Annotated in this window: 17 protein-coding genes; 12 read left to right on the forward strand and 5 right to left on the reverse strand. The window is 71.7% G+C overall.

Translation table 11 applies throughout. The features are described 5' to 3' along the window. The first annotated feature begins 149 nt into the window (after positions 1-149). The 4 genes from C8E87_RS28805 to C8E87_RS28820 are packed head-to-tail and all read left to right on the forward strand — an operon-like array spanning position 150 to position 3690. Complete coding sequence (locus C8E87_RS28805) at positions 150-980, forward strand: aspartyl/asparaginyl beta-hydroxylase domain-containing protein (RefSeq protein ID WP_133875976.1); 831 nt, start codon at positions 150-152, stop codon at positions 978-980. A 28-nt stretch (positions 981-1008) separates the two neighbouring features. Continuing rightward, positions 1009-1782, forward strand: coding sequence for a hypothetical protein (locus C8E87_RS28810; RefSeq protein ID WP_133875977.1), 774 nt, complete (start codon positions 1009-1011; stop codon positions 1780-1782). Continuing rightward, positions 1779-2519, forward strand: a complete 741-nt coding sequence (locus C8E87_RS28815) for an SDR family NAD(P)-dependent oxidoreductase (RefSeq protein WP_133875978.1) — start codon at positions 1779-1781, stop codon at positions 2517-2519. Before C8E87_RS28810 ends, C8E87_RS28815 begins: the two co-directional genes overlap by 4 nt. 40 nt (positions 2520-2559) lie before the next feature. After that, the gene (locus tag C8E87_RS28820) at positions 2560-3690 is read left to right on the forward strand and encodes an SIS domain-containing protein (protein ID WP_166661276.1); all 1131 of its coding nucleotides are present in this window, start codon (positions 2560-2562) and stop codon (positions 3688-3690) included. A 99-nt stretch (positions 3691-3789) separates the two neighbouring features. Here the strand turns inward: C8E87_RS28820 and C8E87_RS28825 are convergent, their stop codons facing one another. Then, complete coding sequence (locus C8E87_RS28825; RefSeq protein WP_133875980.1) at positions 3790-4830, reverse strand: glycosyltransferase family 2 protein; 1041 nt, start codon at positions 4828-4830, stop codon at positions 3790-3792. A 337-nt stretch (positions 4831-5167) separates the two neighbouring features. Here C8E87_RS28825 and C8E87_RS28830 point away from each other — a divergent pair, with 337 nt between their 5' ends. The 4 genes from C8E87_RS28830 to C8E87_RS28845 all read left to right on the forward strand — a co-directional run bounded on the left by C8E87_RS28830 (position 5168) and on the right by C8E87_RS28845 (position 13937). Further along, complete coding sequence (locus C8E87_RS28830; RefSeq protein ID WP_133875981.1) at positions 5168-5518, forward strand: hypothetical protein; 351 nt, start codon at positions 5168-5170, stop codon at positions 5516-5518. Positions 5519-5812: 294 nt separating this feature from the next. Further along, complete coding sequence (locus tag C8E87_RS28835) at positions 5813-9970, forward strand: nSTAND1 domain-containing NTPase (protein ID WP_133875982.1); 4158 nt, start codon at positions 5813-5815, stop codon at positions 9968-9970. A 123-nt stretch (positions 9971-10093) separates the two neighbouring features. Continuing rightward, positions 10094-11263 carry an FIST signal transduction protein gene (locus tag C8E87_RS28840; protein ID WP_133875983.1) on the forward strand — a complete coding sequence of 390 codons (1170 nt, stop codon included), beginning with the start codon at positions 10094-10096 and terminating at the stop codon, positions 11261-11263. 13 nt (positions 11264-11276) lie between these two features. Next, positions 11277-13937 carry a putative bifunctional diguanylate cyclase/phosphodiesterase gene (locus C8E87_RS28845; protein ID WP_133875984.1) on the forward strand — a complete coding sequence of 887 codons (2661 nt, stop codon included), beginning with the start codon at positions 11277-11279 and terminating at the stop codon, positions 13935-13937. A gap of 184 nt (positions 13938-14121) precedes the next feature. Here C8E87_RS28845 and C8E87_RS46455 read toward each other — a convergent pair whose 3' ends face one another. Genes C8E87_RS46455 through C8E87_RS28860 form a run of 3 tightly spaced genes read right to left on the reverse strand, consistent with a single transcriptional unit; the run spans position 14122 to position 16522 of the window. Next, the gene (locus C8E87_RS46455) at positions 14122-14697 is read right to left on the reverse strand and encodes a TetR/AcrR family transcriptional regulator (protein WP_275409175.1); all 576 of its coding nucleotides are present in this window, start codon (positions 14695-14697) and stop codon (positions 14122-14124) included. Positions 14698-14720: 23 nt separating this feature from the next. After that, complete coding sequence (locus C8E87_RS28855) at positions 14721-15656, reverse strand: hypothetical protein (RefSeq protein WP_133875985.1); 936 nt, start codon at positions 15654-15656, stop codon at positions 14721-14723. After that, complete coding sequence (locus C8E87_RS28860; protein WP_133875986.1) at positions 15653-16522, reverse strand: NAD(P)H-binding protein; 870 nt, start codon at positions 16520-16522, stop codon at positions 15653-15655. The genes C8E87_RS28855 and C8E87_RS28860 overlap by 4 nt, the downstream gene beginning before the upstream one ends. 194 nt (positions 16523-16716) lie before the next feature. Between C8E87_RS28860 and C8E87_RS28865 the strand changes: the two genes are divergently transcribed. From C8E87_RS28865 to C8E87_RS28880, 4 genes are all read left to right on the forward strand, one after another. Continuing rightward, complete coding sequence (locus C8E87_RS28865) at positions 16717-17772, forward strand: ketoacyl-ACP synthase III family protein (protein ID WP_133875987.1); 1056 nt, start codon at positions 16717-16719, stop codon at positions 17770-17772. A 96-nt stretch (positions 17773-17868) separates the two neighbouring features. Continuing rightward, positions 17869-18621: an SCO6745 family protein gene (locus C8E87_RS28870; protein ID WP_133875988.1), complete on the forward strand. Its 753-nt coding sequence runs from the start codon at positions 17869-17871 to the stop codon at positions 18619-18621. Next, a complete protein-coding gene (locus C8E87_RS28875; RefSeq protein WP_133875989.1) occupies positions 18618-19223 on the forward strand; it encodes a TIGR03086 family metal-binding protein in 606 nt (201 codons plus the stop codon). The genes C8E87_RS28870 and C8E87_RS28875 overlap by 4 nt, the downstream gene beginning before the upstream one ends. Before the next feature lie 21 nt (positions 19224-19244). Continuing rightward, positions 19245-20270, forward strand: a complete 1026-nt coding sequence (locus C8E87_RS28880; RefSeq protein WP_275409178.1) for a sigma-70 family RNA polymerase sigma factor — start codon at positions 19245-19247, stop codon at positions 20268-20270. A 54-nt stretch (positions 20271-20324) separates the two neighbouring features. Here C8E87_RS28880 and C8E87_RS28885 read toward each other — a convergent pair whose 3' ends face one another. Beyond that, positions 20325-21569: a glycosyltransferase gene (locus tag C8E87_RS28885; protein ID WP_133875991.1), complete on the reverse strand. Its 1245-nt coding sequence runs from the start codon at positions 21567-21569 to the stop codon at positions 20325-20327. Positions 21570-21576: the final 7 nt, after the last annotated feature.

Here is a 21576-nt window from a genome sequence, read left to right on the forward strand (position 1 = left end):
CCGGAACCGCAGTCTCCGGACGCCCCCTATCCGCCTTCTATAGCGGTCCGGCGCGCGTGCTTATAGCTGACGCATAGGCGTCGGAAAAACAATCCGGGACACGTCCGCTCAGGTGCGGAGCAATTGTGCTACGGCAAGGAGGTGGGCCGATGAGCGGTCGGAAAGCGGAACTCGTGGAACAGGTCGCCCGAATCCGGGATCTCGATCTTCGTCTCCTCGACCGGGTCAGTCGAGAGGCGCTCACGCTCGATCGGAATTGGATGGTGGAATACGCGCGCTGGCAGAGCGGAAACTGGCAGACCATGTCGCTCTACAACGACAGCGGCGATCCCAGCGACGTTGCCATCCGCGACTGCGAGGCACGCGAGACAACCGTGCTGGAGCACATGCCGGCCACGCGTGAGCTGCTCCGCTCGTTCGGGCTGAAATACATGTGGGTGCGCATCGCGCGGCTGCCGGCGAACACCTTCCTCTGGGAGCACAGCGACTACCGCGACCTGGCTGACCTGGAGCGGCACCGGCTGCACATCCCGCTGCACACCAACCGATCGGCCACGCTGACGCTCGGCGGCGCCCGGGTCCACCTCGGTTACGGCAGCCTCTGGCGCCTCGTGCCGACCAACCGGCACGGCGCCTGCAATCTGAGCGGCCCGGACCGTCTGCACATCATCATGGACTGTTATGCCGACGACACGTTCCGGGATCTCACGTCGAACCTGACACTCGACGACAACGACATTCAATGGTTGCCCGAGGCGACCGACGGCGAAATCTCGGCGCATCTCGACGAGGCCGTCGCTCTCGGGAAACTCGGCTACCACCAGGCGGCCGAACATTCGCTGCTGAAGCTCTTTTATCAGTACTCCATGCCCGAGGGAATGGGCTACGACCTCGTCATCCGCGCCTACGAAATGATGGGTGAGCATGCCCGGGCGGAACAGTGGCGACTCGAGAAGAAGGTAAAGCTCTGCCTCGCCTGAGTGCGAGCCGTTCCTTGAAGGAGAGTCCGTGACCCAGCAGTTGACCGACCTCGGCGCGACCGATCCACCCGCCCATCTCGAAGAACTCGTCGCGGGACTCGAACCCGGCGGTTCCGTCACCCGGGTGTACGACCGCGGGCGCCACCCCACCGGCAGGCAGATCGACGCGGTCGTGGTGGTGCGCGACGCCAGGTTCGCCGACTTCGTCCCGGTGCTGGACCCGCTGATGATCCACACCTTCGGGGCGATTCTGCCGGGCTGGCACGACCTCTCGGCAGCCCCGGCGGACGGCGCCCGCTCGGTCCACCTGGTGGCCCGCGGTGACGCCCTGCTCCGATGGCGTCTGCAGGTGATCCCGGAGGGCGCCGGAGCGTCGGGGCCGGCCGGCCACCCCCGGCCGGCCCCGACGACGGAGAATCACGTCGCCGAGGTCCTGGTACGCCTGCACGAGGCACTCGAGAGAACCGGCGAGGACAGGATGCTCGCCGCGTACGAGCAGATCTCGCTCGCCCTCGACGCCCTGGCCGCCGTCACCTGGTCGATGATCGGCACTGCCGGGGCCGGCCGGGGCTGGGCGGAGCTCGACGAGGCGCTCGCGGCAACAGTGCTCGGCCGGCGGTGCCTGACCGCGCTGCGAGACCTGACCTCCGCGGGAATGCCGGCGGGTGTCCGGGAGCTGACCGGCGTCATCGCCGACATCCTGGCCGTGGTCGAGCTGACCGCGCCGGAGGTCGCGCAGCGGTGGGCGGGGCCCCTGGACTCGTACCGCCGGTATCTGGGGATCTGGGACCGGACCCGATGACCCGTCCGCTCGCGCTGATCACGGGTGGCTGCAAGGGCATCGGGCTCAGCTTCAGCGACAGGCTGCTGCGGCGTGGCTACCGTGTGGTCGCCTTCTACCGTGCGGACGAGGACGCGGCCGCGGCTGCACGGAAGCAGTTCGGCGACGGCTTCACCGCGATCGCCGCCGACGTCTCCTCGGCGGCCGCCGTCAACGCTGTCGCCGAGCAGCTTCACGACGAGCACGGACCGGTGCGGGTTCTCGTCAACAACGCCGGCCGGAACATCGACCGCCCCTTCCTCGAGCTGTCGGCCGAGGACTGGGAGCAGGTCATCGCCACCAATCTCTCCGGCCCGTTCCACCTGACCCGGGCGGTCGCGCCCCGGATGCTGGCGGCCGGCGGTGGCGTCGTCGTCAACATCGGCGCCACGACGGGCATCCGCCCGCGGGTCAACGGCGCGAACTACTGCGCCAGCAAGGCCGGCCTGTTGCACCTGACCAAATGCCTGGCGCTCGAGCTCGCGCCCACGATCCGCGTCAACTGCCTCATCCCCGGCATGATCGACACCGAGGAGATGCGAACGCGGTTCCGCACTGACGAACCCGGGCCGCGTGCCGCCCTGCTGGCGGAGATACCGCAGGGACGCATCGGCGCGACCGAGGAGATGGCGTCCGCGCTGGAGTTCCTGGTCGGCGACGAGTCCCGGTACATCACGGGTCAAAAGATCATCGTCGATGGCGGCCAGTTCATGTGGTGAACGGGCCGCCGTGTGCCCAACCGGAGGGGAAAGGCTCAACATGCAGTCACGACTTGATCGGTACGAGCAGTTTCTGGAGAAGGGGTATCGCGCGGGGTTCCGCAAGTCGCAGGAGTACTCACTGGACGAGGTGACCCCCGAGCTCGCCGAGCGGATGGCGAGCGGCTTCTTCACCCGGATCGTGTTCACCGGGATGGGATGCTCGGCCATCGTCTCCGACATCGTCCGCGCCTTCCTCCGCGAGATCGAGGCCGAGGTGGAGGTGCACGTCTTCAACGACTACGACTTCACCCACCTGGTGCCGGAGTCCGTCATGGCCGACGAGCACACGCTGTTCGTGATCAGTTCCTACAGCGGTCACTCGGTGGAACCCGTACGGGTGCTGCAGGCGCTGGAGGACAAGCATCACCGCACCCTGCTGCTCACCTCCGGCGGACGGCTGGCCGAGCTGGGCCGCGCCTCCGGCGTGTCGATCGCGAAGTGGGAGCTGACCGAGCCGGACCGGGAGTACCCCCTGTTCCACGTCGGCCAGTACTTCGCGATCCTGCTCGACATGTTCTTCCGCATGGGCCTGATCAGTCAGGACCGGCGGGAGGAGGTCGCCGCCATCCCGGAACACCTGGACGCGAACTTCTCGCCCGAACTGCGCGAACTGGCCCGGACGGCCGCGGCCCGCAGCGAGAACGCCAACGTCATCATGGTCGGCTCCCCGAAGTGGCACGAGAGCCTGCTGAAGCTGGCCAAGATGCACATCAACGAGATGGCGATGGCGCCGATGACCCGAAACTACTTCCACGAGTTCTGCCACAGCGAGGTGGCCACGCTGTCCGACCCGGCACGGCGGCACAGCCTGGTCGTCTTCATGGACAGCGACGACGACGCGTACACGACCCAGAAGATGCGCGACCTGGTGCGGCTGCTGACGGCGGACGTTCCGCAGAACCGCAACGTCGAGGTGACGGTCGTCGAGATGACCGAGCCGACCTTCATGCGCAAGTACTTCACCGCGCTGGAGTTCGTGCAGCACATGTCCCTGGCGCTCGGCCGGCACTACGCCACCGAGTCCCGCGACCTGATCTCCGAGGCGGCGGGGAACCCGTGGTACCACAGCACCACGATCGAGCGGGACGAGTCGTCGGCCGAGACCGAGGGCGCGCTGATCGGGCGCTGAGCCGGAGCACCACAACAAGGGAGAGCCGTCATCGGCTCTCCCTTGTCGGCGTTCGGTAAACAGATGAGCCGGGGCCGAACCCCGGCTCATCCGATGTGGTCAGCCCCGAGGGGCGATCTCCTTGATCAGACGACGGACGAAATCCATCCGCTCGCTGTCGTGCCGCAACAGGTAGTCCCGGAGCCGGTCGGCATGCCAGTCGGTGGTGCACTGCAACGGCTTCACCACCCGGAACTCACCGTCCTCGGGCACGAACTTCAGATCCTGGAGCATGCCGATGCTGGTGTCCTTGGCCAGCGCCTCCAGCCGCTCCACGATCATGTCGATGGTCACCTCGGCCGGCATGCACAGCTCGCCCAGCTTGGCCCGGTCGACGTGGAACTCCGTCGACGCGGCACAGAACATCGCCCGCAGCTCGTCCTGAACCTCCGGGACCCGCAGCCGCCGGGTCAGCTCGTCGCAGGCGCTCTCGTCGGGCAGCGCGCCCAGATCGATCCAGTACTTGAGCTCCTTGCGGTGGCGCAGCGAGTTGTCGCTGAGGTACATCACCACCGTCCGGTCGGGGAGCGGCGTGAAACGCTCGCCGGCGTCGGCCAGGCGCAGCCACATGTCCCAGTCCTCGAACCCGTTCTGATCGGTGGTCCAGCCGCCGACGCTCTCCGGCAGCCCGCGGACGTGACCGACCCGGCTGGGCTCGTAGATCGGCCACAGGAGCTGCAGGTCCGGATGCCAGACCAGGTTCAGCACGTCGGTGCGGTACTGCTCGACGCCTTCCTGGTTCACCCCGAAACTGGCCGTGGACACCAGCCGGGCCCCGGACTCGAACGCCCGCTGGAGCACCGCCAGATGATCGGGCATCCACCGGTCGTCGTCGTCCAGGTAGGCGATGGCCGGAGCGGTGGAGATGGCGAGCCCGTCGTTGCGCGGGCCGCCCGCCTGCCCGTACCGCCGGCTCCGGATCAGCTGCACCCGGGGGTCGGTGTACGAACGGACCACGTCGTCGGTGTCGTCCGTGCTCCCGTCCGAGACGACGATCAGGCGCCAGTCGGTGAAGCTCTGCGCCAGCACGCTGTCGATGGTCGGCCGGATCGCCTCCGACCGGTTCCACGACGCGCAGATGATGTCGATCGCTGCAACCAATGCCGGTCCTCTCCCGCGTCCTCCGAGTGTCGACCGCCAGGGTCACCGCGCGCCCTATCCCGGGCCTACGACGTCGCGCCATAGCATTTCTGTAGGGCGACCGGCCACAGTCACCGCGGGCCCGCCGGCACGATCCCGAACCAGCGGGCCGCGGCATCCGCGAACCCGGCGCGAAGTCGAGCAGGACGCCGGCGCCGGCACGCCCGCACATGCCGTTCGGCCCCTCCCTCTACCGGGGCGGGTTCACTGATCGGTCAAAGTTTTATTTGACAAGTAAATGTGATGTTGGAAAGGGTGACATCGAAGCCGATCACTAGGATGTTTCGAAGGGACGAAGATGCGCCTCATCGCCAAGCGAACCGCCGGCCTCGCCGCCACCCTGGTCACCGCGCTGTCAGTCACGCTGTCGGCCTCACCCGCGTCGGCCGCCGAGCCGGTCCGGAACCCCGACACGGGGCTGGTCTTCTACTCCTCCAACCCGACCCAGGTGGTCGGCCGGCAGGCCGCCCCGGACGACGTGTGCCGCCCGATCCCGGCCGGCGCGACCTGGGCGATCGACTGGTACAACGCCTTCCCCAACGGCGTCGGGGGCTACACCACCGCCGACTGCAGCGGCGCGCCGCGCTTCTACGTCGACTCGTTCCACAGCTGGCCGGCGAACTTCCTGCTGTCCTACAGGGCGCTCTGACCGCAGCCACTCGCTCATCGCCCGTTTCCGCCTGTCGAGGTTGATCTCGGCGATCGCGGTCTCCGGCGTCGTGCGCATGTGATCGGTGGCGAGCTCGCCGATGCCCCTGGTGCAGCCACCGAAGTGGACGGACGGTTCGCTGCGCTGCGGCCGGAGCGTCCGGGGCAACCCGGCGTTCACCTCGGCGACCAGCTGACATTCGGGGTCGATGAAGGGAATCGTGGCGCGGCCGCGCATGGTGTCACGTCGATGCCAGGACCACGCACAGTGGACGGTTCGTGACACCATGAGCGGGTGCGGAACACCGACGCCACAGCTCCGGCGGAGCGCGCCCAGGCCGGCATCCGCAGCTGGATCCGGCAGGCCGGCGCCGGCTTGCGCACGGCCACCCCGTACGGCATTGTCGCGATCCTCGCCGCGTCGGCGGTCGCCCCGGTCGCCGGCGCCGCGCTCGGGGCGCCCGCCGAGTACGCGACCGCGCTCGACCAGCTCGGCGGCATGGGCAGCAATTACCTGTCCGACACGCTCGCCGCCGCGGCCCGCCGGCTGCGCGACGACGAAACCGGCCCCGTGGCTTGGCGTGAGGCGGTCGCCGCCGAGTTGCTCGCCCGGCTGGAGGCCGGCGACGAACAGGCCGCGGCGCTGCGCGACGAGGTGGCCGCGCTGCTGCACGAGGTGGACGCGGTCGGCGTCGCGCTGCGGGCCGCGGACGAGCGCGGGCAGCAGGCCCTGGCCCTGGTCTTCGGCGCGCTGGGCGAGGACGTCGGGCGGCTCCAGGTGCTCGCCGAGGACGCCGCGCAGACGCTCGCGGACATTCAGCGGCAGCTCGCCGAGCAGGGACGCACGCAGCGCCAGCACACCGACCTGTTGCGGCAGTCGCTGGTCGCGGTGGCCCAGTTGCGCCAGGCGGTGCTGCGCGGCGTGCCGGAGCCCGACGCGGAGCCCGCAACCGGCGGTGCGGAACCGGGCGAGGCGGCCTCCCCGTATCCCGGTCTGACCAGTTTCCGTTCCTCCGACGCCCGCTGGTTCCGCGGCCGGGAGTCTCTGATCGCCGAGCTGCTCGGCCGGCTCAGCGAGCACCTGCTGGGTGGCCCGCCGGTGGTTGTCGTCGGGGTGTCCGGGGTGGGTAAGTCGTCGCTGCTGCACGCCGGGGTGCTCCCGGCGATCGCGGACGGCAGCCTCGGCGAGGACAGCGGCGCCTGGCCCTGGCTGGTGATGACACCCGGCTCCGCACCGCTGGCGGAGCTCGTGGGCCGCACCGCCGGTCTGGCGGACGCCGACCCCGCCCAGGCGCTGGCCGCCGTCCGCGACAACCCGGCCGGCTTCGGCGAGCTCGCGGCCAGGGCCGGCGGCGACGGCCGGCTGATCATCGTGGTCGACCAGTTCGAGGAGTTGTTCACCCAGTGCCCGGACCAGGCGGAACGCGCCGCGTTCGCGGCGGCGATGGCCGCCGCGACGCCCGCCTTGGTGCTGCTCGCGGTGCGGGCCGACTTCTATCCGCAGTGCACCGAGCTGGCGGCCCTGGTGCCGATGCTCGCCGGTCAGGTGGTGGCCGGCCCGCTGCGGACCGCCGACCTGCGCCGCGCGATCCGTGAACCGGCCACCGAGGCCGGCCTGACAGTCGAGCCGGGCCTCGAGGAGTTGCTGCTGACCGACCTCGGCGCGCCCGGCTATCAGCCGGGCGCGCTGCCGCTGCTCGCCCACGCCCTGCGCGCGACCTGGGAACGCCGCGAGGGCGAGACAATGACGGTCGGCGCGTACCGCCGGACCGGAGGGATTCGCCGTGCTGTCGCCGAGACCGCCGAGCACATTTACGCCGGTCTGGACGAGGCGGGCCGGGCAGCCCTTCGGGCGGCACTGCTGAGCCTGGTCACCATCGTGGACGATGTACCGGTCCGGCGTCGTTCCAGCCTGCAGGAGACCGAACTGACGGTGCTGCGCCCGATGATCGAGGCACGCCTGGTCACCACCGGCCGGGAAACCGTGGAGATCAGCCACGAGGCGCTGCTGACCGGCTGGCCCCGGCTGGCGTCCTGGCTGGTGGAGGCGCGCGAGGAGATCCTGCTGCGGCAGCGGCTCGGCCAGGCGGCCGCCGAGTGGACGGCCTCGGGTGAGGACGCGGACGCGCTCTATCGGGGTGCGCGGCTCGCGACGGCGCGCGAGTGGGCCGCCGGCCGTGACGACCTGCCCGGCGTGCAGCGACGTTTCCTGGCGGCGTCGGAGGCCGCGGCCCACGCCCACGAGATGGCGCAGCGGCGGACCAACCGGCGGCTGCGCCGGCTGGTGGCCGGGCTGGCGGTCGCCCTGCTGCTGGTGGTGACCGGCGCGGTGGTGGTGTGGCGCCAACGGGTCCAGGCCGACCTGGAACGCCGGGAGGCGACGTCGCGGCAACTCGCGGCGGAGGCCCGGACCGACTTCTGGAGCGATCCGGACCGGTCGGCCCGCCGCTCGCTGGCGGCATGGCAGTCCGCCCGTACGCGGGAGGCCCGCAGCGCCCTGCTTCAGGCCCAGCACACCGCGGTCGTCGGCCGACTCGGCTCCGAATCGGGCGCGTTCAGGGTCGCGGTGAGCGCCGACGGCCGCCTCGTGGCCGTCGGGTTCCAGGACGGGCGGGTCCAGTTGTGGGACAGCAGGAGCCAGCAGCGGGTCGGCCCGGAACTGCGTCACCCGGCCGACAGACAGGGCGGCACCGGCCCGAACGCCGACCGGCCGGCCAGGCTGATCTCACTCAGCTTCTCGCCGGACGGCCGGTTCCTGGCCGGCGGCTCGCTGGCGCTGGAGAACGGTGTCGCGATCTGGGAAGTGCCCAGCGGAACGCTGCATCGGACCTTTCCGGGGTTCGGCGCTGTCGCCTGGCTGCCGGACGCAACCGCTGTTCTGGCCAGGCGCCCCGACGTGAATCCGGCCGGGCAGATCGGCGCCTGGGATCCGGCGGACGGCCGGGCACTCGCGTCGATACGCACCGGCGTGCCGGTGGTCCTCGACTTGGCGGTGAGCCAGGACGGGAATCTCCTGGCAGTCGCCGGCGACGACACCGGCGAGATCATCCGTCGGGCCGACGGGCGCAGGCTCGCCGAGTTGGGATCGAAGGTGCACTCCGTCGGCTTCGCCGCCGACAACACCGTGTTCAGCGCCGGAGTGGACGGCCCGGTGCGGGCCTGGCGGCCGTCCACCGACTGGCGGCCGGTCACTTTGAACGACGTGGGAACCGGTGACACGAACGCCCGTCTCGCGGTCAGCCACGACGGCACCGCGATCATCGGTGGCGACCGGCCCCGGGAGGTTCTTGCTCTCACCCTGGGCGGCCCTCGCCTGCCGGTGACCGGTTTCCCCAGCGTCCCGTCCGATCTGGCGCTCTCCGGTGACGACCGGCTGCTCGTCCTCGTCAGCCAGACCGCCCCGCCGCACCTCATCAGGCTCGGCGATCAACAGCTGCCGCACCCGCAGCTCGTCGGTCATCTCGCCTTCGACCCGGCCGGGCAGAGGCTCGCCACCGGCAGCAACGATCCGGCGATCAGGATCTGGGATCCGCGAACAGGGTCGCTGCGCGACACCGTCACCGTGCCCGGCGATGCCGACCCGCTGGGCCTGGCCTACGCGCCGGACGGTTCGCTCGCGGCCGCCTTCGCGGACGGCCGGATCCGGGTCTTCGACGCCGCCCACCGGCCACGTCGCACGCTGACGATCCCACCGGAGCTCTACCCGGGGGACGTCGCCTTCTCACCGGACGGGTCGCTGCTGACCGTTCTGACGAGCCACCGCGACCCGGACGATCAGGGCACTTCGAAGATTCAGGAGCGCGACGACCCCGACGTCGCTGTCTGGGACGCCCGGACCCTCCAGCCGCGTGCTCCGCTGAAGCTGCCCGGACACATGTCCATCGCCCAGGCCTTCACCCCGGACGGACGGTACCTGCTTGTCGGGTCGAACCGGAGCCCGGAGCGCGGCGGGCAAGACGCGGCGATCTGGCGGTACAGCCTGCCTGACCTGTCACTGGTCGACCGGCGGGACATGCCGGGAAGCTCGGTGGTCGAGCTCGCGGTCAACCCGGACAGCACCATGGTGGCTCTCGCGCACGGGCGCAGCGCGCCGATCCTGCGCGTCGACGGGCTGACCCCCGCCGGAACCATCGGCGAACATCCCGTGCCGCTGTCCCGGGTGGCCTGGTCACCGGACGGCCGCACACTGGCCACCGCGACCGACGACAACTCCGACTTCGCCAGGCTGTGGGACACCGGCAGCGGCAGCCTGCTGGCCGAGGTGCGCGCGAACGGCAGCCCGCACGGACCGATCGTGTTCTCCCCGGACGGCAGCACCTTCGTCGCCGGCACGGGGGACTGGACGGTCACGCAATGGCTCCTCGACCCGGACGACGCCGTACGGCGGGTGTGCGCCATGCTCGTGCCCGCCTCCCGGCACGGTGGCGAGGAACTGCCCGGCCAGTGCCGGTGATCGCGGGCTCAGGACCGGGGAGGGTGGCGCGGCGGCCGGACGGTGACGGTGGCGCCCCCGCGTCCGGAGTTCGGACCTTCCCACTCTCTTAAGGTCGGCCCGTCGGCGGCCGATGTCCCGGGTATGACGAGAATGCCGGTCGGAACGGCCCGCAGCAGCCACGAAGACGCCACCACCGCGGGGTCCGCCGCCGCCCGTGCGGCCCTGGCCGGGCTCGACGGCGCCGACCCCGACCTGGTGATCGTGTACGCCTCGATCCGGTACGACCTGGCCGCGCTGCTCGCCGGCATCCGCGCCGTCACCGGGGAGACGCCACTGATCGGCGCCACGACCAGCGGGCAGTTCACCGAGGGCGAGTTCATCCCGCCCGGCCCGGCGGTCAGCGTGATGATCCTCGGCGGGGGCCGGTACCAGTTCGGCACGGCGGTCGTCGGCGGCATCAGCGACGACACCGTCGCGGCCGGCCATGACCTGGCCCGGCGGGCTCTCGGCGCCGCGGGTCCGGCGACTGCCCCGCACGGCGCCCTGCTGGTGCTGGCCGACGGCATGGCGGGTGACATGCAGGGACTGCTCACCGGGATGCACCGGGTCACCGGCGCCCGGATCCCGGTGGTCGGCGGGGCGGCCGGGGACGACCGCACGTTCGCCGGCTCGTCGGTGTTCCACGGCGGCGAGGTGGTCGCCAACGGCGCCGTCGCGGCCTGGATCGGCTCGGAGCATCCCCTGCGCGTGGTGTCCGGGCACGGCTGGCAGCCCGAGGGCCTGCCCATGCTGGTCACCCGCGTCGAGGGGCAGGTGGTGCACGAGATCGACGGTCGCCCGGCCATCGAGGTCTACCGGGAGGTGGTCGTGGACGACGCCCCGGCCGCGGTGCCCGAGGGCGCCCGCGTCGACTGGCGCACAGCACACTCGTTCGGCCTGATCGAGCCGGACGGCACACAGGTCGTCCGGGGCGCGTACGTGGACGAGCACGGCGCCCTGCGGACCTTCACGCCGCTCCCGGAGTACTGCGCCGTGCAGATTGTCTCCGCCGACCAGCAGAGCCTGCTCGAGGTCATCGACGAGGTGGTCGAGGACGCCCTCAGCGACATCGCCGACCCGGCCGTGATGCTGACGTTCAGCTGCATCGCCCGGCTGGACCTGCTGCGCGACCGCGAGGGCGAGGAGGCCGCCCGGCTCCACAAGGCCAGCGGTTCCGTCGCCACGTTCGGCTTCTACACGTACGGGGAGTTCGCCCGGTCCGTCAGCGTGTCCGGGTACCACAACGCCACCATCACCGCACTGGCCCTGTGAGCGGGGAACACCGATGGACAAGACAGCGTCCGAAGACGCGCTCAGGGAGAAGCTGGCGGGCGCCACCGCGGCCGCGGCCGACGCGTACCGGCAGACCTCGCGCCTGATCCGGGTGCTCACCGTGCTGGGGCAGCCGTCCTCGCCGACCGAGCTCGTGGAGCGCACGCTCGCCGTGCTGTCGCAGGTCTACGCCGCCGACGTCACCGTGTCGGCGCGGGTCGTGGCCGGCCGCCTCCAGCTCACCGGCAGCTGCGGCATCCCCGAGGGCGACGCCGCGTACACCGACGGCTGGCCGCTCACCGGGGCCGGGGCGGAGGCCATCGCGGCCGGGCAGGCGATCGCGCGTACGGGATCCGCCCTTGACCCGGAGGCCGACTTCCCGCCCTCGCTCGCCGGCCTGGCGCCCGCCTCGGCCGTCTGGGTGCCGGTCGGCGAGAACGGCACGGCCGACGAGCTGCTGATGATGTTCCGCTCCCGCCCCGACGGCTTCCCCTCCGCCGACCTGCCGGTGCTGCGGTCCGTGGCCTCCCGGCTCCGGCTCGCGGTGCAGGCCCGCCGCCGCACCGCGACCGTGGAGACCCTGGCCACGCTCGGGCACCGCCTCACGAGCTACCTCGACCTGCCGACGCTGTTCGACCAGGCCGCGCGGCTCTTCCCGGGACTGGTGGGCGGGGTCGACGGCGGTGTGGCGACGATCGAGAACGGCGTCGCGACGCTCGCTGCGGCCACCGGTCACGACGTCCTGCCCGCCGGGTACTCGCTGCCGTGCGAACAGATGTGGGGCTGGCCGGCCCTGAGCGCCGGTGAGACGTACACCGGCGTGCACACCGGGTTCCCGATAGGCGGTTCGGTGCTGGCGGTGCCGGTGATGCGCGACGGCAGCCCCACCGCCGTGCTGTACGCCTTCCGCCGCGACAGCGTGCCGTTCCACTCCGAGGCAGCCGAGGCGGGCACCTTCTTCGGCACGTACGTCGGCGTCGCGATGAACAACGCCGAGCTGTACCTGGCCCTGCAGGCGAGCGAGAACTCCCTGCGCCTGATCACCGATTCGATCAGCGACCTCATCGCGGTGGTCGACGACTCCGGTCGCTTCGTGTACGCGTCGCCGTCGTACGAGCGTGAGCTGGCGCTGCCGCCGGGCCGGCTGCTCGGTGCCCCGGTGACCGGCCTGGCGCACCCGAGCGACCGGGCCGCGGTCGCCGCCGCTCTGGCCGGCCCGGCGCACACCCCGACGATCGAGTACCGGTTGCTGACCGGCGACGACCGGTGGGTGTGGGTGGAGAGCGCCCTGCGCCCGGTGGTGACCGACAACACCGTCGTGCTGTCGTCGCGGGTGATCGACCGGCGTCGCCGTCTCGAGGACGAGCTGCGCCGGCGGGCCACCCACGACCCGCTGACCGGCCTGGCCAACCGCGCGCTCACCGCGGAGCGGCTCAACGCGGCGCTCGCCCGGACGGACGCCGCCGACCACGTCGGCCTGCTCTTCTGCGACCTCGACAAGTTCAAGGACGTCAACGACCGGCTCGGCCACGAGGCCGGCGACCAGCTGCTGGTGCAGGCGGCCGACCGGCTGCGTGGCTGCATGCGCGAGGGCGACCTGCTGGCCCGGTTCGGCGGCGACGAGTTCGTCGTCCTGCTCGACGGCGTCGCCGACCTGGACGGCGTCCTCGGCGTCGGCGACCGGGTCGTGGCGGCGATGGAGGTTCCGTTCACCCTGCTCGACGAGCGGGTCGAGATCTCGGCCAGCGTGGGCGGCGTGCTCGGCGTCCGCGGCCAGGCCGACCCGGCCACCATGCTGCGTGACGCGGACGCGGCCATGTACGCGGCCAAGCACGCCGGACGAGGCCGCGCCGAGGTGTTCGACGACGCCGCCTCCCGCCGCAGCCTGGACCGGCTCCAGCTCCGCTCCGACCTGGCCTTCGCGTCCGCCCGCGGTGAGCTGGCCGTGCACTACCAGCCGATCGTCGAGCTGCGCAGCAGCCGGATCATCGGGTTCGAGGCGCTCTGCCGGTGGCACCACCCCGTACGCGGCCTGGTGCCGCCGGACGAGTTCATCCCGCTGGCCGAGGAGAGCGGGGCCATCGCCGACATCGGCGAGTGGGTGCTGGGGCAGGCGTGCCGCCAGCTCGCCGAGTGGCAGCGGCTGCTGCCCGGGGACCGGCTCAGCATCAGCGTCAACCTGTCGCCGGTGCAGCTGCAACAGGGGGATGCCGCCGCGCGTACGTTGAAGCTGATCGCGGACAGCGGCGCCGACCCGGCGGACGTGTGGCTGGAGACCACCGAGCACAGCGCCATCCGTGTCGACGTCAACGAGTTCGCCACCCGCCTGCGCGCGGCCGGCGTCCACTTCGCGCTGGACGACTTCGGCATCTCGTACTCCAGCCTCGACCATCTCAAGCGGCTCCCGGTCGAAACCGTCAAGATCGACCGCTCGTTCGTGGCCGGCCTGCCCGACACGGCCACCGACCGGGGCATCGTCCGCGCCGTGCTCGCCATCGCGGAGTCGCTGAACCTGACCGTGGTCGCCGAGGGCATCGAGACGCCGGAGCAGCAAGCGGACCTGGTGGCCCTGGGCTGCCGGCTCGGCCAAGGCTACCTGTTCTCCCGCCCGGTGCCGGCGAACGAGGCGACGGCCTTGCTGCTCACCGGAGCCCGGCAGCCCTCCGCGGCGTGACCGCCTCGGCCCGGTGCTGTAGAGACTGCACGTTCTGCTGTGCGTGGCGTGCTCGGTGACTCGGGTGAACGGCTCGCGGCCGCATTCGGCCGGGCTGCGCGCAGGAGCGGCGGATATTTGATTCGCTCGGGGAACTGGCATCGCGCCCTGACCCGGAGCGCTTGTCGGATTCCCACCACGGCGGTCAGGTGGCGGGAGGGGTTCCTTGCCGGCTGCGGCGGGCCGTTCGGGCCGGATCGGTGTCATCCGCGGTGGACGGGTGCCGGGGCTTGGCGGGCGGGACGGTCGTCCAGGGTGTGTCGGCGGCGGCGTGCAGCCCTGCTGACAGGATGCTGCTCCCCAGCAGCGCGCCCACCTGGTGCGGGCCGGCCCCGGTCAGTTCGCCGGCGACCGCGCAGAGGCGGCCGAAGCAGTCGCGGACGCGTGTGCCGATGACCGGGTCGGAACCGGCCGCGAACCCCTGCAGGAGAACGGTGATCGTGGCCCGGTCGGCCAGGAGGCTCCGGAACCCCTTCTCGAGCCCGGCAGCCGTCGGTTCCCCCTCCGCCGCCCGGCGCAGCGCCGCCTCGGCCCGGTCCGACGCCCGTTGCAGGGCCGCGCAGAAGAGCTCGCGTTTCGTCGTGAACAGGCGGACCACGTACGGCTGGGACACGCCCGCCAACCGCGCGACGTGGTGTGTCGAGGTGCCGGCGTAGCCGCCGTCGCCGAAGGCCGTGACGGCTGCGGCCAGCACCTGTTCGCGCCGTTCCGCAGCCGTCATTCTGCTCCGCCGCATGGTTGCGCTCAGTGGTTGTACGGCATCGTGGGGAACCATCCGTGCCCGAACATCGCCGGCAGCCGGATGTCCCAGTAGACGACCGTGAAGACGCCCAGCGCGATCAGCAGGGCGCCGGTCACCGCGACGGTGCGGCCGGGGCTGGTGGCCAGCCAGTCGATGACCCGGCCCCGGCTGATCAGCACGACCAGGCTGAACAACGCGGTGACGATGACGATGTTGCCGAGCGACTGCAAGATGAACGCGCCGGCGCCGTACAGCGGGTTGCCGCTGTCGACGGCCCAGTGGAACAGCTTGTTGAACAGCGGGTACGGGCGTCCGATGAGGAACCCGCCGACCAGCGCTCCGAGGGTGACGACCCGGGCGACCGGGCGCCGGGCGAACGGGTCGGGCAGCACACCCAGCGACGCCAGTCCGAGGTAGACGAACGCGAGCCCGATCAGGCCGAAGACGATCATCGACTGCCACAGCCGTACGGGTATGCCGCCGGCGGAGGCGGTCGACAACTGCGGCATCCGGTCGCCGACGAGCACGCCGACGAACCCGTACACGCCGGACACGACGACCATCCCGAGGGTCAGCCAGCCGACCGGCCGCAACAGGCCCCGGAGCCGGGTGCGGGTGGGCGAGCTGGAACTGGCCTGGCTCATCGGGCCGATCGACGCCGCCATCGCGATGTTGCAGGCGGTGAACGTGCCGGCCAGCCCGGACACGAAGGCGAAGATCAGGCCGGCTGCGGCGCCGCCGAGGGCGGTGGCCTTGGCGTCCCGCCCCAGCAGGGTGTTGGCTACATTGTCGCCGATGACGTGGTCGACGAACTCGAACGACCACAGGACGGCGAGCAGCAGGCCCGCCGCGACGCTGGCGGCGATGAGCCGTCCGCGGCGCGGGGCGGCGGCAGTGGGCAGCGGGGTGAGGATGTCCCTCTTGCCGGTGGTGGTCACCGGAAGATCTCCACGTGGTCAGCGGCCCACCGGTCGAAGGTGTACGGCGCCCGGCCGATGATCTTTTCGACGGCCGGCAGCACAGTCGCGGCCCGCTCGCGGAACTCGGGGCGGCCCAGGTTGCCCAGCGTGGTCTCGACGACCAGCGGCTGACGGCCGGCCCGGGCGGCGGCATCGCGTACGTCGGCGACCGGCCGCTCGACGAGGGTGAGCTGGTCGCCCAGCGCCGCCCCCAGTTTCGCGACGCGCTCGCCGACGGTGAGCGCCTCCGGTCCGCTGATCCGGTACGTCTGGCCGTCGTGCCCGGGGGTGGTCAGCGTGGTGACCGCGACCGCCGCGACGTCCCGCGGGTCGATGACGGCCACCGCCGCCTCGGTCTGCGCCCAGATCACGGTGCGCCGGGCCTTGACCGGTCCCGCCCACAGCCGCGCGTTCGACATGAACTCGCCCGGTCGCACGAAGGTCCAGGCCGGACCGCCGGGCCGGTCGCCGATCTGCCGGATCGCCCGCTCGCCGGCCAGGTGCCACGTGCTCACCAGGTCGTCGAAGCCGTACGCGGCCCCGATGATGGACAGCTTCACGATGTGGCGCACGCCGGCGTCGAGCGCGGCGAGGGCGAGGTTCGCGTCGTGCAGCGGGGTCTCCGGCCCGCCGCCGGTCAGCAGGAAAACGCTCTCGACGCCGGCCACCGCCGCGCCGAGCGTCTCCGGCCGGCCGAGATCGCCGCCGGCCACCTCGACGGACCGCGGGAACCCGAGGTCCCGGTCCGGTTCCCGGGTGAGGGCGCGCACCGGGCGTCCCTCCCCGACGAGTTGGCTCACCACTTCCCTGCCGACGGTTCCGGTGGCCCCGGTAACCAGAATCATGGCTTCTCCTTGCCGCGCTAGTCGCCGGATCCGGCGAGGTGGAGGGCACTTCCGTGCCATCTCGAAAGCTACGCAGATGCCGGTGCGCGTACTTCTCCCACGATGCGGAGTTGCACGAACACGGCCGGCGACCCGCCGTCTAACCTGAACGGCGGCCACCGAGATCGAGGTAGTTGAATCAGGGAGCGCAGCGCATGCAGTGGAACGACGTGTACATCAGCTCCTCGGCTGCCCACCTGGGCAGCGAGATCGAGGATGTCCGCGACGCGGTGGCCGACGGGCGCTACGACGCCGACGAGTGCGCTGCCGACGGATATCTGCACGTACGGGTCGCCCGCGACGAGTCACCCGCCGACATGGGGGTCGCCGCCGCGCGTCTGGCCCTGCGGCGCGCCACGCCCAGCGATGTGCCGTTCGCCCTGGTCGTGCACGGCGGCATCGGGGGTCAGGGCCTGTACTACTGGCCGGTCGCCTCGTACATCCAGGACCGTACGGTCGGCGGATCGGCCACCGCGCTCGAGGTGCGGCAGGCCTCCAACAGCGGCATGGCGGCGCTCGAGGTGGCCGCGGCGTACCTGCTGACCAAGCCGGCCCCGGTCGCGGCGCTGATCACGACGGCCGACTGCTACCAGCTGCCGCACTTCGACCGGTATCGCTCCGAGAAGGGGCAGCCCCGCGGCGACGGCGCCTCGGCGCTCGTGCTGACCCGCGGCGCCGGCAGGGGTGTGGCACGACTGCTGTCAACGGCGTCGATCGGCGACGCCCGGCACGAGCGGCTCTATCGGGGCGACCAGCCGTGGGAGAGCCATCCGGGCGCCAACGGCTGGCCCGTCGACCTGCGGGGCCGGTCTCGCGACTACCTCAGCGGCGGCGCCGACATCGGCGACATCGTGCGTACCGTGGCGGCCAACCAGCAGCGGGTCATGAACGAGGCGCTGAAGGACTCGGGGACCGCCCTCGACCAGGTCGCCCGGTTCGTCTTCCCCAACACGGGCCTGACCCTGGTCGACTGGGACGCCAGGCGGCGCGACCACGGGCTGGACGTGGCGCGATCGACCTGGGAGTGGGGCCGGCACGTCGGCCACATGGGCGGCGGCGACCAGGTGGCCGGCCTGACCCACCTGCTGGAGAGCCGGGCGGTGGGCCCCGGCGACCGGGTCGTGCTGACCGGGATCGGAGCCGGTTTCTCGTTCAGCGCCGCCGTGCTGGAGGTGCTGGAGCAGCCCGAATGGTCGTCGAGCGCCGGCTGAACGGCCCGCTCGGGTGGCCGCGATGAGTTTCCGGTCCGGCCGGTGTCTACCTATGCGGAACACGACCGACGATTCCGAGCCTCAGGAGCAACGGCAATGACCGAACTGACAGCCATCGAGACGGCCCGCGCCGCGGATCGGCTCATCCACACCATGGGCTCCACCTGGATGATCTCCCCGGAAACGGGCGCCCGTACCGCGGAGTACGGCTACACCGAGGGATTGTCGTTCTACTTCACCGGCCGTGCCGGCGTCCTCGGCGCCGTCGACGCCGAGGTGGTCTACGCGGCGATCGGCTACTTCGAGCCCTCTCTGGTGCACCGGATGTGGGAGGAGGGGCTGAAGGTCCGCGAGCCACGGGCCTCGGCGGTCCTGTACGGGCAGGCCTGTGCCGCCTGGGGCGAGGACCATCTGGCCGGCTTCCCCGGCGTGGAACGGCTCCAGGAGCTGGGCCAGCGGGTCGTCGACGCCGCGGACGCGTCGGCGCTGCCGCTGTTCGCGGGGTGGCGCGCCCTGCCGCCGGCCGCCGATGGCCCCGGCCGCGTCATGCAGATCATTCACATCCTGCGTGAGCTGCGCGGCGGGGCCCACCTGGTGGCGACCACGGCCGCCGGCCTGACCCCGCTGCAGGCCATCCTCACCAACGACGGCCCCGGTCAGGCCGCGTTCTTCGGGTGGACGGGCGAGTTCGAGGACGTGAGCGAGCTCAAGCCGCTCATCGACGCCGCCGAACAGGCCACCGACCGGTTCAAGGCCGCCGTGTACGAGCGGGCCCTGTCCCCGGCCGAGCGGCGCGAGTTCGCCGACCTCGTCGCCGCGGCGGCGGCCACGCTGCCCCCGATGGGATGACCGGGACGGCACCGCCGGAGGCAACGGTGATGGCGGCCGCCGCGTGCTTCGCCGTGCACACGCTCGACCGGCTGACCGCCGCCGGGCTGACCGCGGCCACCCCCTGCGCGGGCTGGGACCTGCGCATGCTGCTGGCCCACCTGGACGACTCGCTCGCGGCGCTGCACGACGGCATCGCCGCGGGCGCGGTCGGGCGGCAGGCCCCGGCCTTGGAGCTGTTCGCCGGGGACCCCGGCGAACAGCTCCTGGCGTCGGTACGCCGCCGCGCCGGCGAGCTGCTGGTCGCGTGCCGGTCCGAGCCGGCCGCGTCCGGCCGGGTCCACGTCGAGCGGTTGCCCATGCCGATGGCGATGCTGGCCGCGGTGGGCGCCGTCGAACTCGCGGTGCACGGGTGGGACGTGGCGTGTGCCCGCGGGCAGGCCGAGCCGATCCCGGACGGGCTGGCCGAGCGGCTGTTGCCGGTGTTGCCGTCCGTGGTGACCGACGTGACCCGCGGCGGCCTGTTCGCGGCGCCGGTGCCGGTGCCGCCGGGGGCGCCGCCGGGCGATCGGCTGGTCGCGGCGCTCGGCCGCCCGCCGCGATGGGGCATCGAAAATGATTGATCCTGGTAAAGTCGGCGACGGATTGCATCCCGGGCGACCGCGGGGAGGCAGAAGATGACCACGGAAAGTGACGAGTTCGTCCGGCTCGCGGACCCCTTCCGCCGGGAACTGCTCGTCCACTGCTATCGCATGCTCGGGTCGGTCGACGATGCCGAAGACCTGGTGCAGGAGACCTACCTGCGCGCGTGGCGTGCCTACGACGACTTCGAGGGCCGGTCGTCGCTGCGTACCTGGCTCTATCGGATAGCGACCCTGGCGTGCCTGACGGCGCTGGAACACCGCAGCCGCCGGGTGCTCCCGTCCGCCCTGGTCCCGGCCACGGGCGATCCCGCGGCGCCGATGCGCCGGCCCGACCGCGACGAGGTGTTCGTGGAACCCCTGCCCGACGCGTTGGCCAGGACCGACACCGCCGACCCGGCCACCATCGTCGAGTCGCGCGACGAGATGCGGCTCGCCTGGACGGTGGCCGTGCAAAATCTGTCGGCCAAGCAGCGCGCGGTCCTGATCCTGCGCGACGTGCTGGCCTGGCGGGCGTCCGAGGTCGCCGAGCTGCTGGACTGCTCGACGGCCGCGGTCAACAGCGCGCTGCAACGGGCCCGGTCCCAGATGCAACGGCTGGGTGACGAGCCCGAGAGCACGGCCGGTCCGCGCCCCCAGGCGGGACACGAGCAGCTCGAGGCGTACGTGTCGGCCTTCGAGAACGCCGACGTGGCGAAGCTGGTCAAGCTCCTGCGGCACGACGTGGTGCTGGAGATGCCGCCGTTCCTCAACTGGTTCAGCGGACGCGACCCGGTGGTCCGCTTCCTGGCGGCCCGCTGCACCGGCGGCGGCATCCGGATGCTGCCCACCGCGGCGAACGGCCAGCCCGCCGTGATCGCCTACTTCCCCGAGGACGACCGTCCCGGCGATCTGCTGCACGCCCGCACCCTGCACGTGCTGACCACCACGGAGTCCGGGGTGTCGCGCATCGTCGCCTACCGTGACAAGGCCGTGGTCAGCCGGTTCGGGCTGCCGGCAACGCTGCCGGCCCTGGCCCGGCAGGCCTGACGAACGAACCGAGCCGGCGCGTAAGGGCCACGGCCCCTGCGCGCCGGCGACGGGTCACCGGCCGACGCCGTCGACAAGGTGCACGGTGCCCGCGATCCGCTCCAGTTCGTTCGTGATCAGATCGCCCCACCGGCCCCACAGCCCGCTCATCCGTGAGGTGACGATGACCGCGTCGACCGACTTGTCGGCGACCGGCAGGCGCAACCCCATCGAGTGATAGCCGAGGTGCCCGCTGTCCGCGGCGGCCCGCTTCACCAGCTCGTCGTCGAAGTCGATCAGGACCGACCAGGGCGGCAGCGCGTCCGGCGCCTGGCCGCCCGAACCCATGACGGCGACCTTGCGCACCGGCCCGAGCGTGCGTAGCGCCTGCTCGACCTCGCCCCGCACGTCCACATCGCGCACCTTCTGCAGCCAGACCGTGAGCGCGTGATACTCGTCCTCCCAAGGGAACAGCGCTCCGGAGGTGGTCGTGGCCGTGATGCCCCAGCACAGCTCCGTGATCGGCCCGGGGTGACGCCGCAGCATCCGGCCCAGGTTGCGCTGGGCGTCCTGGTAGTTGCTGGTCCAGTCCCGCTCATGGGGGGAGGCCACCACCCAGGCGTCGCGCGACAGCACCATCTCCACGCCGTACTGGTGCAGCCGCATGCCCAGCTCGATGTCCTCCGGGCCCCAGCCGAGCAGTTCCTCGTCGAATCCGCCGACCGCCCAGAAGTCGTCGCGCCGCACCGAGCAGTTCAGCGACCAGTACGTCAGCCACGGCATCGGCCGTCCGGCCAGCACGAAGTCGGTCTTCGCCCACGTCTCGTGCCGCACGTCGGAGAAGGCCGGGTCGTCGTGGAACTTGGCGACGATCTCCTCGGGGGCCAGCTTGTCGAGCATTTCCCGTACGGTGTCCTGGGTCTGCACGTAGTGGTAGCCGTACCCGTAACCGATGACGGCCCGGTGCGCCCCGTCGGCGTAGGCCGCGAGGTGATGCTTGAGGAAGTCGGGGCCGGCCATCTCGCCGGTGTCCAGGAAGACGAGCACCGGCGCGACCGCCATCCGTGCGCCGGCGTTACGAGCCGTGCCGGCCCGGAAGCCCTGATCCTCCTGGTAGAAGTACTTGATCTGCAGCCTGTCCGCGAACGACTCCACGACGGCCTTGGTGTCGTCGGTCGACCCGTCGTCCGCCACGATGACCTCGAACCGGTCGGCGGGCAGGCTCTGCCGCGTGAAATGGCCCAGGGACTCCACGAGCAGATCACGGCGGTTGTAGGTGGGGATGATGACCGACACTTCGGGCAGGAACTCACCTGTCACGGCGCTT

The organism is Paractinoplanes brasiliensis (genome assembly GCF_004362215.1).
Classification (GTDB): Bacteria; Actinomycetota; Actinomycetes; order Mycobacteriales; family Micromonosporaceae; genus Actinoplanes; species Actinoplanes brasiliensis.

Coding starts and splice junctions, on each gene's coding strand:
- C8E87_RS28805 (WP_133875976.1), top strand. CDS start 150: ATGAGCGGTCGGAAAGCGGAACTCGTGGAACAGGTCGCCCGAATCCGG.
- C8E87_RS28815 (WP_133875978.1), top strand. CDS start 1,779: ATGACCCGTCCGCTCGCGCTGATCACGGGTGGCTGCAAGGGCATCGGG.
- C8E87_RS28820 (WP_166661276.1), top strand. CDS start 2,560: ATGCAGTCACGACTTGATCGGTACGAGCAGTTTCTGGAGAAGGGGTAT.
- C8E87_RS28830 (WP_133875981.1), top strand. CDS start 5,168: ATGCGCCTCATCGCCAAGCGAACCGCCGGCCTCGCCGCCACCCTGGTC.
- C8E87_RS28840 (WP_133875983.1), top strand. CDS start 10,094: ATGACGAGAATGCCGGTCGGAACGGCCCGCAGCAGCCACGAAGACGCC.
- C8E87_RS28845 (WP_133875984.1), top strand. CDS start 11,277: ATGGACAAGACAGCGTCCGAAGACGCGCTCAGGGAGAAGCTGGCGGGC.
- C8E87_RS46455 (WP_275409175.1), bottom strand. CDS start 14,697: ATGACGGCTGCGGAACGGCGCGAACAGGTGCTGGCCGCAGCCGTCACG.
- C8E87_RS28860 (WP_133875986.1), bottom strand. CDS start 16,522: ATGATTCTGGTTACCGGGGCCACCGGAACCGTCGGCAGGGAAGTGGTG.
- C8E87_RS28865 (WP_133875987.1), top strand. CDS start 16,717: ATGCAGTGGAACGACGTGTACATCAGCTCCTCGGCTGCCCACCTGGGC.
- C8E87_RS28870 (WP_133875988.1), top strand. CDS start 17,869: ATGACCGAACTGACAGCCATCGAGACGGCCCGCGCCGCGGATCGGCTC.
- C8E87_RS28875 (WP_133875989.1), top strand. CDS start 18,618: ATGACCGGGACGGCACCGCCGGAGGCAACGGTGATGGCGGCCGCCGCG.